Source organism: Mycolicibacterium sp. XJ2546 (assembly GCF_053483195.1).
Genome location: NZ_JBEFRW010000007.1, coordinates 106,971 through 120,417 on the forward strand (window position 1 = coordinate 106,971; position 13,447 = coordinate 120,417).

Below are 13,447 nucleotides of genomic sequence, written 5' to 3' on the forward strand. Positions count from 1 at the left end.
ACTGGCCGCTCGCGGGTTAGCTTTTTTGGTTGGCGATCATATTCTTGATGGCCTCGTCGCGGGCCGCGGCGATCTTCGCACTGACCTCGTCGGCCTCGGTGTCCGACGCGGCCTCACCCATCACGGTGATGACGCTGGTGATCACCGGCTTGCCCTCGGCGTCGGTCACCTCGCCGCGGACCTCGGTCACCACCGCGCCGTGCGACTCGGTCACCGAATCGAGGTAGGAGTCGAAGTACAGCTTGTCGCCGGCGACGATGGGCCGGTGAAAGGTCAGCTTCTGGTCGCGGTGCAGCATCCGCTCCATGTTGATCGGGATGTCGAACTGGTTGAAGATCTCCAGCTGCACCCGCCGGCCAGCGACCGCCAGGAAGGTCAGGGAGGCGATCAACGCGTCGTAGCCGCACTCCTTGGCGGCGTCCTCCGAATAGTGCGCCGGATGTTCGTCTTTGACCGCCCTGGCGAACTCACGGATCTTCTCCCGGTCCACCTCGAAGTGATCGGGGTAGCGGTAGTGAGTCCCGATGATGTTTTCGGCGATGGCCATGACGCGCGAGCCTATCAGCGCTCTTGGCGCCGGGACGCGATGGCGGCCAGCGCACCGCCGGCCGCGCCGAGCGCAAGCGCCGACGGCACACCGATGCGCGCGGCCTTGCGGGCGGTGCGGAAATCGCGGATCTCCCAACCCCGTTCGCGGGCGAGCTCACGAAGGTCGGCGTCGGGGTTGATGGCCACGGCCGTGCCGACCAGCGACAGCATCGGCACGTCGTTGAAGCTGTCCGAGTAGGCCGTACAGCGCCTCAGGTTGAGCCCCTCACGGATGGCCAGCGACCGCACCGCGTGCGCCTTGCCGGTGCCGTGCAGAATGTCGCCGACCAGCCGACCGGTGAATACCCCGTCGACCGATTCAGCGACGGTGCCCAGCGCACCGGTCAGCCCCAGCCGTCGCGCGATCGTCGCGGCGAGCTCATACGGCGTCGCGGTGACCAGCCACACCTGCTGGCCGGCGTCGAGGTGCATCTGCGCCAGCGCGCGGGTGCCGGGCCAGATCTTGTCGGCGATGATCTCGTCGTAGATCTCCTCGCCGAGCGCCTCCAGTTCCGCGGTGGGCCGGCCCTCGATGAACGCCAGCGCTTTGCGCTTACCCGCCGCGACGTCATCGCTGTTCTCCCGGCCGATGAGCTGAAACTTGGCCTGCGCGTAGATGAACTTCGCGATATCGCCGTAGGTGAAGTACTTGCGTGCGGCCAGTCCGCGAGCGAAGTGCACCATCGACGACCCGTGCACCAACGTGTTGTCCACGTCGAAGAACGCCGCAGCGGTCAGGTCGGGCGGCGGTGGCGGCGGAGCGCCGTACTCCTCGCCGGCCAGCTCCGTTACGGCCGCTTTGGCGCTGGCTTCACCGGCAGCCTGCTGCGCTTCGGGCGTCGACGGCCCCGCCAGCTGTTCCGTATCAATGCGACCGGATTCGGACACGGTTTCAACCCTAAGTCACCTGGCGGCGATACTTGCGATATGGACCGGCGGGTGGAGCTGCTGACGCGGGACGGCTGTGTGATCTGCGAGGGGGTGGCCACCCAGCTGCGCAGCCTGGCCGACGAGCTGGGCTTCACGCTGACGGTCACCGACGTCGACGCCGTCGCGGCGGCCGGGGATGCCGCGTTGCGCGCGGAGTTCGGCGACCGGCTGCCCGTGGTGCTGCTCGACGGCAGCGAGCACAGCTACTGGGAGGTCGACGAAACCCGGCTGCGCGCCGACCTGGCGATGTGAGCCACGCAATCCCGGCGGGACCTGCCGGAATATCGATTTCAGTGCAGAAATCGCGAAATTTGGTTACCTAAGTGTTCACCGACTACCTTGGATGACATGGTGATGCGGCCGTGAGCGTATTGCTTTTCGGTGTTTCGCACCGCAGTGCGCCGGTGTCGGTCCTCGAGCAACTGAGCACCGACGAGGGCGACCAGGCAAAGATCGTCGACCAGGTGCTGCAGTCCGAGTTGGTGACCGAAGCCATGGTGCTGTCCACCTGCAACCGGGTCGAGGTCTACGCCGTCGTTGACGCGTTCCACGGCGGCCTCTCGGCCATCGGACAGGTGCTCTCCGACCATTCCGGCATGTCGCTGGGTGACCTGACCAAATACGCCTACGTGCGCTACGCCGAAGCCGCCGTCGAGCATCTGTTCGCGGTGGCCAGCGGCCTGGATTCGGCGGTGATCGGCGAACAGCAGGTACTCGGGCAGGTCCGCCGCGCGTACGCCGCCGCGGAGGCCAACCACAGCGTCGGCCGCACCCTCCACGAGCTGTCCCAACGCGCGCTTTCGGTCGGTAAGCGGGTGCACTCGGAGACGGGCATCGACGCCGCGGGCACGTCGGTGGTGTCGGTGGCGCTGGGCATCGCCGAAAGCAAGCTCGGCTCGCTGGCCGGACGCACCGCGGTCGTGGTCGGCGCCGGCTCGATGGGTTCGCTCACGGCTAAACACCTGATCCGCGCCGGCATAGAGAGCGTGCACGTGGTGAACCGGTCGCTGGAGCGGGCCCGTCTACTCGCCCAGCATGTCCGCGACCAGGGCGTCGTCGCCGAGGCCTATCCGCTCGACCACATGGCGGGCGTGCTCGGCAACGCCCACGTCGTGATCTCTTGCACCGGCGCGGTGCGGCCGGTGGTCTCGCTGGCCGACGCGCACCGCGGGCTGGCCGGCCGCAGGCAGCCCGACCAGCTGGTGATCTGCGACCTCGGTATGCCGCGCGACGTCGACCCGTCGATCTCGGGTCTGCCTGACGTCTACGTCGTCGACATGGAGCGCATCCAGCGCGAGCCCTCGGCGCGCGCCGCGGCCTCCGACGCCGAAGCCGCCCGCACGATCGTCGCCGCCGAGGTTGCCAACTACCTGGCCGGGCAGCGCATGTCGGAGGTCACCCCGACCGTCACCGCGCTGCGGCAGCGGGCCGCCGACGTCGTCGAAGCCGAGTTGCTGCGCCTGGACAACCGGCTGCCCGAACTGAACGCCGCGCACCGCGCCGAGGTCGCCAAGACCGTGCGGCGGGTGGTCGACAAGCTGTTGCACGCGCCGACCGTGCGGGTCAAACAACTAGCCAGTGCACCGGGCGGCGACAGCTACGCCGAGGCGCTGCGCGAGCTCTTCGAGCTCGACCAGCAGGCCGTCGACGCTGTCGCCGCTGGTGAATTGCCCTTGCGGGCAACCGACTTCGACAAAACCGAGTAACGCTTGACGAATCGTCGCCCCAAACTTCGGATCGGCACCCGCGGCAGCCTGTTGGCCACCACCCAGGCGGGTACCGTGCTGGACGCCCTGACCGCGCGCGGGCACGATGCCGAGCTGGTCATCATCTCCACCGAAGGTGACCGCAACATGGGCCCGATCGCCGACATCGGGGTGGGGGTGTTCACCGCGGCGCTGCGCGAGGCCATCCACGACGGCCGGGTCGATCTGGCCGTGCACTCCTGTAAAGATTTGCCCACGGCCGTCGACCCGCGGTTCACGATCGCTGCAACACCCCCGCGCGAGGACCCTCGCGACGCGTTGTGCGCCCGCGACGGGTTGGTGCTGGGGGAGTTGCCGGCCGGCTCGACCATCGGCACATCGAGCCCGCGGCGGATCGCGCAGCTTAGGGCATTGGGTCTCGGTTTGGAAATCCGCCCCCTAAGAGGCAACCTAGATACCAGGTTGAACAGGGTTAGCAACGGTGATCTCGACGGCATCGTGGTCGCACGGGCGGGACTGGCCCGCATCGGGCGACTGGCCGATGTCACCGAGGCTCTCGAGCCGGTGCAGATGTTGCCAGCGCCGGCTCAGGGTGCGCTCGCGGTGGAGTGCCGCGCAGACGACACCGAGCTTGCCGCGCAGCTGGCGGAGTTGAACGACGCCGACACCCGCGCAGCAATCACCGCTGAACGAGCCCTGCTCGCCGAACTGGAGGCGGGTTGTTCCGCACCGGTGGGCGCGATCGCCGAGGTGGTCGAGTCCATCGATGAGGACGGCCGGGTCTTCGAAGAGCTGTCGCTGCGCGGCTGCGTGGCGGCGCTGGACGGATCCGACGTGATCCGCGCGTCCGGGATCGGAACTCCCGATCGGGCACGAGAGGTGGGGCTCTCGGTGGCCAGGGAGCTGTTCGAGCTCGGGGCGCGCGAAATCATGGCGGATCGCACTGAGCTGTAGAGCGGAGTGACGAGAGATGACAGGCCAGAGTAGCGGGCGAGGTCGCAAGCCGACGCCGGGCCACATCACATTCGTCGGCTCAGGCCCGGGAGATCCCGGCCTGCTGACGTTGCGGGCCCGCGCGGTGTTGGTCAACGCCGCCCTGGTGTTCGCTGACCCCGACGTGCCGGAGGCCGTTCGTGCCCTGGTGGGGGCGGAGTTGCCGCCGCCGGCGGGTCCCGAGCCTGCTGAGGCGGCTGCGGATGGCGATGGGGAAACCTCGGCGATTCCCGGTGGCCCGGACGTCCGGTCGGCGGTCGGCGAACCGGCCGAGGTCGCCAAGGCGCTGGCCACCGAGGCCCGCACAGGTGTCGACGTGGTGCGGCTGGTGGCAGGTGACCCGCTGTCGACCGATGCGGTGATCACGGAGGTGTCGGCGTTGGCCAAGACGCAGTTGAGCTTCGAGGTCGTGCCGGGGCTGCCCGACACCACCGCGGTGCCGACGTATGCGGGTCTTCCGCTGGGTTCGGCGCACACCGTCGCCGACGTCCGCGACCCCAACGTCGACTGGGCGGCCTTGGCGGCCGCGCCCGGCCCGCTGATCCTGCACGCCACCGCGTCGCATCTGCCCGACGCGGCGCGCACGCTGATCGAGTACGGGCTGGCCGAAGCCACCCCGGCCGTGGTGACCGCCAACGGCACCACGTGCCAACAGCGTTCGGCGGAAACCACATTGGTCGGCCTGCTCGACAAGACGGCGCTGGACAAGCCCTCCGGCATGGAGCCGGCCCCGCCGAACGGCGAGTGGGCCCAGGGCGTTCCGCTGGTGGTGACGATTGGTAAGACCGTGAACCACCGCTCCAAACTGAACTGGTGGGAGAGCCGCGCCCTGTACGGCTGGACGGTGCTGGTGCCCCGCACCAAGGACCAGGCCGGCGAGATGAGCGAAAAGCTGGTCGGCCACGGCGCAACGCCGGTCGAGGTGCCGACCATTGCGGTCGAACCGCCGCGCAGCCCGGCGCAGATGGAACGCGCGGTCAAGGGGCTGGTCGACGGCCGGTTCCAGTGGGTGGTGTTCACTTCGACCAACGCGGTGCGCGCGGTGTGGGAGAAGTTCAACGAGTTCGGCCTTGACGCGCGGGCGTTCTCCGGTGTGAAGATCGCCTGCGTCGGTCAGGCCACCGCGGACCGGGTGCGTGCCTTCGGCATCGAACCCGAGCTGGTGCCGTCCGGTGAGCAGTCCTCGTTGGGTCTGCTCGACGACTTCCCGCCGTACGACGACGTTTTCGACCCGGTGAACCGAGTGTTGTTGCCGCGCGCCGACATCGCCACCGAGACGCTGGCCGAGGGGCTGCGTGAGCGCGGCTGGGAGATCGAGGACGTCACCGCGTACCGCACGGTGCGCGCCGCACCGCCGCCGGCGCACACCCGCGAGATGATCAAGACCGGCGGGTTCGACGCGGTGTGCTTCACCTCGAGCTCGACGGTGCGCAACCTGGTCGGCATCGCGGGTAAACCGCATGCCCGCACCATCGTCGCCTGCATCGGGCCCAAAACAGCCGAAACCGCAGCGGAATTCGGTCTGCGCGTGGACGTGCAGCCCGAGGTCGCCGCGGTGGGCCCGCTGGTCGACGCGCTGGCCGAGCACGCCGCACGGCTGCGCGCCGAGGGTGCGCTGCCGCCGCCGCGCAAGAAGAGCCGTCGGCGGTAGCGACGGGAGGAGCCGGAGTGTTCCCGCGTCACCGTCCCCGTCGGCTGCGGTCCAGCCCGGCCATGCGCCGTCTGGTGGCCCAGACGTCGCTGGAGCCGAGGCATCTGGTGTTGCCGATGTTCGTCGCCGACGGCATCGACGAGCCCCGGCCCATCTCCTCGATGCCGGGGGTCTACCAGCACACGCGCGACTCCCTGCGACGTGCGGCCGCCGCGGCGGCCGCGGCCGGGGTGGGCGGGCTGATGCTGTTCGGGGTGCCGCGCGAGGACGACAAGGACGCCAGCGGATCGATCGGACTGGCGCACGACGGGATCCTCAACGCCGCATTGCGTGATCTGACCAAGGATCTCGGCGACGAGACCGTGCTGATGGCCGACACCTGCCTCGACGAGTTCACCGACCACGGCCACTGCGGGGTGCTGGACGCAGCGGGCCGGGTCGATAATGACGCGACCAACGCGCGCTACGTGGAACTGGCTGTGGCGCAAGCGGATGCGGGCGCACACGTGGTCGGGCCCAGCGGCATGATGGACGGCCAGGTGGCGGCGATCCGCGACGGGCTGGATGCGGCCGGGCATACCGATACCGTGATCCTGGCCTACGCCGCCAAATTCGCCTCCGGCTTCTACGGTCCGTTCCGCGAGGCGGTGGCGTCGAGCCTGAGCGGTGACCGTCGCACGTATCAGCAGGAGCCGGGCAACGCCCGCGAGGCGTGCCACGAAGTCGAATTGGACATCGACGAGGGTGCCGACATCGTGATGATCAAGCCGGCGATGGGCTATCTGGACATCGTGCGAGCGGCCGCCGACATGTCACCGGTACCCGTTGCGGCCTATCAGGTTTCGGGTGAGTACGCGATGATCAGCGCCGCGGCCGCCAATGGCTGGATCGACCTGCAGACGGTTGCCATCGAGACGCTGACCGGTATCCGGCGCGCGGGCGCGGACATCGTGCTGACGTACTGGGCGGCCGAGGCCGCCGGTTGGCTGGCGTGACGTCGGGCTTCGAAGGCCGGCCGTCGCAGCCCGAGCCGCAGTCATCCGACGGTCGACCGCCCGACGTCGATACCGGGTTCTGGCTGTGGGTGATCGCGTTGCCGCTGACGGTGATCGGGTATCTCGTCGACGTGTTCGGGTCGGCCGATGCGCGGGTGCCCGTTCTGGTCGGGGTCGTTTCGGTGATGTTCGTCGTGATCCTGTCGGCGGTGGTGCTGACGTTTCAGATCCTCATGCGCCACGGCTACCGGTGGGCGCGCACGCTGTTGACCGGCGGAGGGGTGGCCTCGGTGGTCTACATGGCGGGCAGCCTGTTCACCACCGAACGCGACACCGCCGCGGCGCTGACCTACGCGGTGTGCGCCATCGTGGGGTCGGTGCTCATTCTCGGCGGAGCGGTGCTGTTGCACCGCAAGGACGCCCACGCGTACATGACCCGTTAGGCTGGCCCGACAATGACCGCTGATCAGCCGCGACCGGGCTTCGTCACCGCTGCGTTCTGGTGCTGGGCGGCCGCCGCGGTCTTGCTGATGCTAGGTGGCATGCTGACCGCATCGGTGAACCTGCCGACGGTATTTCGCGTAGCAGGCGTACTCACCGTCGTCGTCGGCGCCGCGATGGCGTTTCTGGCCGGCCGAAGCCGGAAGGGCGACATTCGGTTCCGCCGCGCCGCGGCGGCGCTGGCGGTGGTGAGCTCGGCGTGGATCGGCTTGTCCGCGGCGCTGGGCGTCGTGCACCTACTTACGTTGTTGGCGATCCTTCCGCTGATCGCCGGCGCCGTGTTGATGACGCGGCGAGGTGAACCCGTGCAGGAGGAAGCGCAGTGACCGAGGGCAACGCAACGCCGCCGCAGGTGTTGTTCTACGAGCAGGGTGCGAGCTGGTGGTGGGTGCTGGCCGGACCCGTCGCCGCGATCGCGATGGGCTTGATCCAGGCGTCGGCCGGCTACGGCGTCCAGTGGCTGGTGCCCGGCATCTTCCTGGTGCTGGTCTCGGGGTTTTTGGCCATCCAGGTCAAGGCGGCGCGCATCCACACCTCGGTCGAGTTGACCCCGGAGACGTTGCGGCAGGGCACCGAACTGCTCAGCGTCGACGACATCGTGCGGGTCTATCCGGAGGCCACCGGATCCGAAGCGCCGAAATGGCAGTCGGCACGGGCGCTCGGAGAGTTGACCGGCGTACCGCGCGGCCGCACCGGGATCGGCCTGAAGTTGACCAACGACCGTGCTGCCCAGGCGTGGGCGCGTAAACACCACCAGCTGCGCACGACGCTGACCCAGCTGATCGAGGAACGCATCCCGCCGGACCGCACGCCGTGAGGGCGCCGGTGCGGGTCGCGGTCGAACTGACGCTGGCCGTCGCCGCGGCCGTCGGGTGCGTGCTGAGCTGGGTGTCGGCCAGCTCGACGGTCATGGTGGCCCCGGTGCTGGAGGGCGAGCCCGCGACGTCGTCGGTGGTCTACAGCGCGCCACTGCTGGGGTTGTCGCTGCTGCTGGCGACGGTGGCCGGCGTGCTGGCCGTGCTGGGTATTGCCCGACTGCGCCGGCGGTAGCACGTTGCGCCGAGAGCGACGATATGACCGATCCACTCGCACTTTGTCGCCCGTTTGTCCGTTTCGGCGAAAAGGCGCAGAAGTGAGAGGCCCCTCACAACCGCTTGGTACAAAGTGCGGAATTTGTAACACTGTGTCACATGACCGAGCTGATGGAGAAGTCCGAGCACCTCGAGGACGCGCTGCCGCTGGGCCCGCAGTCGCTGGTCTGGCGCTATTTCGGCGATAACCGGATGTTCCTGATCGGCCCGCGACCCGCGGTGCTGCAGAATATGCTCGCCGAACTCGGCCAGGGTGTGCTCGACCATTCGGTGTTCTTCGACGACACCGCCGCCCGGGTCAAGCGGTCGCTGCCGCCGATCTTCAACACCGTGTACGGCTCCGACGACGACCACCCCGGCACCCAGGTCCGCGACTTCCACACCGACATCAAGGGGGAGATGCCTAGCGAGTATGGGGTGGCCGCGCGCTACCACGCGCTGGATCCGGATACCTACTTCTGGGCGCACGCGACGTTCGTCGAGCAGGTGCTCTACTTCGCCGACACCTTCGTCAAGCGGCTCACCCGCGAAGAAAAGGAACAGATCTATCTCGAGTCCAAGACGTGGTACCGCCGCTACGGCGTCAGCGACCGGCCGATGCCCGCCGACTACGACGCGTTCGAACGCTACTGGAACCGGATGATCGACGAGATCGTCGTCGCGCACCCCACTGCGAAATACGGCGTCGGCTATGTCACCAAAGGCTTTCCGCGCCCCAAGGGCGTACACCCGCTCGTGTGGCGCCTCGTCGCACCGGTCTTCAACCCGATGGCGGCCTTTTTGACCACCGGCGGCATGCCGCCGCGCACCAGGGCGATGCTGGGCCTGCCGTGGAGCGACCGCCAAGAGCGCCGATACCAGCGCTTCGCCGCGTTCTGGCGCACTCGCCCGGTGAACTGGCTGTGGGACCGGTTGCCGATGCGGCTGCGCTACAACGGATATGCGTGCAAGGGCTATGCCAGAGGCTGATGCCACCACACGGGCGATACTCGACGCCGCGGTCGTCGAGTTCGAACGGCACGGGTTTCGGCGGGTGGCCCTCGACGACGTCGCCCGCCGCGCCCGCGTCAGCCGCACCACAATCTACCGACGCTTCACCAACAAGGACGAGCTGATCGCCGCCGTCATCGAACGCGGCAACGCGACGCTGTTCGCCGACATCGCGCACGAACTCAAACAGACTGCGCCGCAGTCCAATTACTACGTCGAAGCGTTCACGCTCGCTATCCTGAAGTTCCGCAGCCACCGGGTGCTGCACCGGATGGTCACCGACGAACCGGCCTTGGTGTTGCAGTTGGCCAGCCAGCACTGGCCGGCGGCCATCGAGCGGATGGCCGAAGCGCTGCGGATCATCTTCCCGCCGGGCTTCGCCGAACGGATCGGCGCGGATGCCGTCAACGAGCTGGCTGACACCATCCTGCGCTACGCCGCGATGGTGCTGCTGCTGCCCAGCGTCACACCGCTGGACACCGCCGACGACATCCGCGCATTCGCCACCCGCCACTTCCTGCCCAGCCTGCCCGCCGCGCTGCGCACCGTGCCCGCCTAGCCTGAGATGGCATGGGCCATATCGCGATCTGCGTGTCGGTGGGCACCGGCCACGTCAACCCCACACTGGGCGTCGCAGCAGAGCTGATCGCCCGCGGACACCGGGTCACCTACGCGGCGACGTCAACGCACCGCGCCCGGGCGACCGACGTCGGCGCGCAGCTCGTGCCGTACCGCACCACGATGGCCGGATCGCAGCCCCCTCCGCAGTTCACCGCCCAGGACTTCCACCGCGCCACCCACGCCGCGCTCGACGAAGTGGAGTACGTGTTGCCCCAGGTACTTTCGGGATTCAGCGGTGACCAGCCGGACCTTGTCCTGCACGACGCCACCGTGGCGTGGTGGGGACGGTTGGCCGCCGCGGACTGGGGTGCACCGGTGGTGGCGGGCTGGCCTAACTTCGTCGGCAACCGGCATTGGTCGCTGAACCGCTACGTCAAGATCAACCCGGTCCATCCGCGGCTGCTCGCGGTGCTGTGGCGGGCGCACCGCATCGCGCGGCGTCATGGCCTGACCGCGGGCAACCTGTTGCAGGCCGCCGGCGCGGACGCCCAGTTGGTGTTTGTGCCGAGGGCCTTCCAGTACGCGGGCGAGACGTTCGGGGCGCCTTACGTTTTCGTCGGACCGTGCCTGACCGAGCGCCCCTCCGACGGCCGCTGGGATCCGCCGTTGGACCACGACGTCGTGCTGGTTTCGCTGGGCACCGCCTACCACGACCGGGCCGACTTCTTCCGGGCCTGTGTCGCCGCGTTCGCCGATGCGCCGTGGCACGTCGTGCTGGCGGTTGGGGACAAGGTCGACCCGGCGGAGCTGGGCACGACGCCGACGCACCTCGAGGTGCACCGCAGCGTGCCGCAACTGCAGGTGCTGCGCCATGCGGCGGCGTTCGTCAGCCACGCCGGCATGGGTAGCACGATGGAGGCGCTGAGCTTCGGGGTGCCGATCGTCGCGGTGCCGCAGATGACCGAACAACAGGCCAACGCCGACCGCATCGCCCAGCTGTGCCTTGGTGTCCGGATCCCGCCGGACGACGCCACCGCCGAGCGGCTGCGCACGGCGGTCGCGGACGTCACCGGCGACGCGCGGCTGGCGCAGAACCTGCGCCGCATGCAGGACGAAATCGGCTCCGCAGGCGGCGCACCGACGGCGGCCGACGTGATCGAGCGCGTGCTAGCCGAGAGCAGCTGAACCGGTTTTGTATCCACGCCGTCGGGGCAGACGTTAAGCCATGAGCAACGACGAACGGCAAAGCTCCGAACCCCGCACCGATGACCACCATCAAGTTCTCGACAAACCCGAGGACCCACCGCCCACCGAGAAGCCCGAGGTGACCGAGGAACACCGCGAGACGGCCAAGGAAATGGCCAAGGATTACCACGACGAACGCCCGACGATCACGATGCCTGGCACCGGTGGCGCGGTGGCCGGCACTGCGGTCAACGACTGGGTCGACGACGACGGTAACCCGAAGTACAGCAAGGACGACGCGCCGTCCACGTAGAGTGCCGGCGTGACCTCCCTCGAGCAAATCGCGCCGGCCTTCATCGAGATGGCCCATTCGATCGTCTGGGCGTCGGTGGCCACCGTCGACGCTGACGGCCGACCGCGCACCCGCATCCTGCACCCGATCTGGGAGTGGGACGGCACCGACCTGTTTGGCTGGATCGCGACCGTGCCCAGCCCGGTGAAGAAGGCGCACTTGGCCGCCCATCCCGAGGTGTCGGTCAGCTACTGGTCGCCCAGCCACGACACGTGCAGCGCCGAATGCCTCGTCGAGTGGTATCTCGACGACGACACCCGCGCCGCGGTGTGGGACAAGTTCGCCACCGGCCCCGAGCCCGTCGGCTACGACCCGCGCATCATCGGGATGTGGCGCGACGGGCCGACGTCCGACCAGTTCGCGGCGCTGCGGCTGGGCCCCTACCGGATCCGGGTGATGGCCGGCACCGTGATGATGAAGGGCCAGGGCGCCCCGCTGCTCTGGGCGGCCTGACCGGCCAAAACCCACACCCCCTCGCCGTGCGCGTCGAGGCTGGGCGATGATCAAAGCCATGACGACGACGCTCGACGTCGGCAGCCTGCCGCTGGTACCGAAGAACCCCTTGCCGTTCTGGCAGCTGGTCAAGTTGGTGCGCAGGCTCGACACCGGCCAGGAAACGATTCGCGATGCCGGCGGCCGCATCACCCGCATCCAGTTCGGGCCGAAGTGGTTGTTCCCGCCGATCGTGGCGGTGATGTCGCCCAGTTCGATGCGCGACGTGTTGGGCCGCAGCGACGCTTCGTCGGATCGGTGCATCATCCACGAAGAAGTGCAGAACATGGCAGGCGACAGCCTGTTCGTGCTGCCCAACGAACAATGGCGGCCGCGAAAACGCGCGCTGCAACCGGTGTTCACCAAGCACAACGTCCGCAACTTCGGCGGCCACATGTCGGGTGCGGCGCAGCAGTTCGTGGACCGCTGGCCCGACGGCGGCGAGATCGACCTGGACCTGGAGTGCCGCAAGGTGGCCATGCAGTCGTTGGGCCGCTCGGTGCTGGGACTCGACCTCAACGAACGCGCCGAGACCATCGCGCGGTGCATGCATGTGGCGTCGTCGTACACCGCCGACCGTGCACTGCGCCCGGTGCGCGCGCCGCGCTGGCTGCCGACCCCCGCGCGCCGACGCGCCCGCGCCGCCGTCGCCGAGATGCGCAAGATCACCGACGACATGGTGCACGCGTGCCGCGCCGACCCGGATCTGGACGCGCCGCTGGTACAGGCCCTGATCGCGGCCACCGATCCGGAGACCGGCAAACCGCTGTCCGATGAGGACATCTCCAACGACCTGCTGATCTTCATGCTCGCCGGGCACGACACCACCGCGACGGCGTTGACGTACTCGCTGTGGATCCTGGGTCACCATCTCGACGTGCAGGCCCGGGTGGCCGAGGAGGCCGCCGCGCTCGGCGACCGGGAGCTGACGCCGGCCGACGTCCCGCGACTCGAGTACACCGTGCAGGTGCTGCACGAGTCGTTGCGGCTGTGCCCGCCCGCCGCGGGCGTCGCCCGGCTGGCAACGCGGGAGATCGCCGTGGACGGCTACCGGGTCGAGAAGGGCAGCCTGCTGGCCGTGGGCCTGTATGCGCTGCACCACGACCCGGCGCTGTGGCCGGATCCGATGGTGTTCGACCCGGACCGGTTCAGCCCCGAGAAGGTCAAGGCCCGCGACCGCTGGCAGTTCTTGCCGTTCCTCGGCGGCGGCCGGCCGTGCATCGGTGAGCACTTCGCGCGGTTGGAGACGACGCTGGCGTTGGCCACGATCGTGCGGGCCCTCGAGATCCGGTCGACCGAAGACGAGTTCCACTGCGAGGTGCCGTTCACGACGGTGGCCAAGGGCCCGATCCGCGCCCGGCTGCGCCCACGGACCTAAGCGCCGAAAGGGATATTCGGCACCCAAAACGGCG

General features: G+C 68.8%; 17 protein-coding genes. 15 read left to right on the forward strand and 2 right to left on the reverse strand.

Translation table 11 applies throughout. The features are described from left to right. Positions 1-16: 16 nt before the first annotated feature. Together ABQE44_RS13875 and ABQE44_RS13880 are read right to left on the reverse strand one after the other, a co-directional pair. Positions 17-547 (reverse strand): FAS1-like dehydratase domain-containing protein, encoded by a 531-nt coding sequence (locus ABQE44_RS13875; protein ID WP_448392277.1) that lies wholly within the window; start codon positions 545-547, stop codon positions 17-19. Between the two features lie 14 nt (positions 548-561). Next, positions 562-1,476, reverse strand: coding sequence for an HAD family hydrolase (locus tag ABQE44_RS13880; protein ID WP_448392276.1), 915 nt, complete (start codon positions 1,474-1,476; stop codon positions 562-564). Positions 1,477-1,515: 39 nt separating this feature from the next. Between ABQE44_RS13880 and ABQE44_RS13885 the strand changes: the two genes are divergently transcribed. The 15 genes from ABQE44_RS13885 (at position 1,516) to ABQE44_RS13955 (ending at position 13,413) form a co-directional block, all read left to right on the forward strand. Further along, positions 1,516-1,770 carry a glutaredoxin family protein gene (locus ABQE44_RS13885; protein ID WP_448430338.1) on the forward strand — a complete coding sequence of 85 codons (255 nt, stop codon included), beginning with the start codon at positions 1,516-1,518 and terminating at the stop codon, positions 1,768-1,770. A gap of 110 nt (positions 1,771-1,880) precedes the next feature. Beyond that, positions 1,881-3,224 (forward strand): glutamyl-tRNA reductase, encoded by a 1,344-nt coding sequence (locus ABQE44_RS13890; protein ID WP_448392274.1) that lies wholly within the window; start codon positions 1,881-1,883, stop codon positions 3,222-3,224. Between the two features lie 3 nt (positions 3,225-3,227). Further along, entirely contained in the window at positions 3,228-4,178 is a 951-nt protein-coding gene (gene hemC, locus ABQE44_RS13895; RefSeq protein ID WP_448392273.1) for a hydroxymethylbilane synthase, read from the forward strand. Positions 4,179-4,194: 16 nt separating this feature from the next. Continuing rightward, positions 4,195-5,868 carry a bifunctional uroporphyrinogen-III C-methyltransferase/uroporphyrinogen-III synthase gene (locus tag ABQE44_RS13900; RefSeq protein ID WP_448430340.1) on the forward strand — a complete coding sequence of 558 codons (1,674 nt, stop codon included), beginning with the start codon at positions 4,195-4,197 and terminating at the stop codon, positions 5,866-5,868. A 62-nt stretch (positions 5,869-5,930) separates the two neighbouring features. Beyond that, entirely contained in the window at positions 5,931-6,863 is a 933-nt protein-coding gene (gene hemB, locus ABQE44_RS13905; RefSeq protein ID WP_448430525.1) for a porphobilinogen synthase, read from the forward strand. After that, positions 6,860-7,306 (forward strand): hypothetical protein, encoded by a 447-nt coding sequence (locus ABQE44_RS13910; protein ID WP_448392271.1) that lies wholly within the window; start codon positions 6,860-6,862, stop codon positions 7,304-7,306. Before hemB ends, ABQE44_RS13910 begins: the two co-directional genes overlap by 4 nt. A gap of 12 nt (positions 7,307-7,318) precedes the next feature. Next, positions 7,319-7,690: a hypothetical protein gene (locus ABQE44_RS13915; RefSeq protein ID WP_448430342.1), complete on the forward strand. Its 372-nt coding sequence runs from the start codon at positions 7,319-7,321 to the stop codon at positions 7,688-7,690. Then, positions 7,687-8,181, forward strand: coding sequence for a transport-regulating membrane protein Mce1N (locus ABQE44_RS13920; RefSeq protein WP_448392269.1), 495 nt, complete (start codon positions 7,687-7,689; stop codon positions 8,179-8,181). The genes ABQE44_RS13915 and ABQE44_RS13920 overlap by 4 nt, the downstream gene beginning before the upstream one ends. After that, positions 8,178-8,414, forward strand: a complete 237-nt coding sequence (locus ABQE44_RS13925) for a hypothetical protein (protein WP_448392268.1) — start codon at positions 8,178-8,180, stop codon at positions 8,412-8,414. Before ABQE44_RS13920 ends, ABQE44_RS13925 begins: the two co-directional genes overlap by 4 nt. A 140-nt stretch (positions 8,415-8,554) precedes the next feature. After that, a complete protein-coding gene (locus ABQE44_RS13930; RefSeq protein ID WP_448430344.1) occupies positions 8,555-9,424 on the forward strand; it encodes an oxygenase MpaB family protein in 870 nt (289 codons plus the stop codon). Further along, positions 9,411-10,004, forward strand: a complete 594-nt coding sequence (locus ABQE44_RS13935) for a TetR/AcrR family transcriptional regulator (protein WP_448392266.1) — start codon at positions 9,411-9,413, stop codon at positions 10,002-10,004. The genes ABQE44_RS13930 and ABQE44_RS13935 overlap by 14 nt, the downstream gene beginning before the upstream one ends. Positions 10,005-10,015: 11 nt before the next feature. After that, complete coding sequence (locus ABQE44_RS13940) at positions 10,016-11,191, forward strand: macrolide family glycosyltransferase (protein WP_448392265.1); 1,176 nt, start codon at positions 10,016-10,018, stop codon at positions 11,189-11,191. 40 nt (positions 11,192-11,231) lie between these two features. Beyond that, entirely contained in the window at positions 11,232-11,504 is a 273-nt protein-coding gene (locus ABQE44_RS13945; RefSeq protein ID WP_448430346.1) for a hypothetical protein, read from the forward strand. 9 nt (positions 11,505-11,513) lie between these two features. After that, positions 11,514-11,996: a pyridoxamine 5'-phosphate oxidase family protein gene (locus ABQE44_RS13950; protein ID WP_448392263.1), complete on the forward strand. Its 483-nt coding sequence runs from the start codon at positions 11,514-11,516 to the stop codon at positions 11,994-11,996. 58 nt (positions 11,997-12,054) lie between these two features. Then, positions 12,055-13,413: a cytochrome P450 gene (locus ABQE44_RS13955; protein ID WP_448430348.1), complete on the forward strand. Its 1,359-nt coding sequence runs from the start codon at positions 12,055-12,057 to the stop codon at positions 13,411-13,413. Positions 13,414-13,447 lie beyond the last annotated feature (34 nt).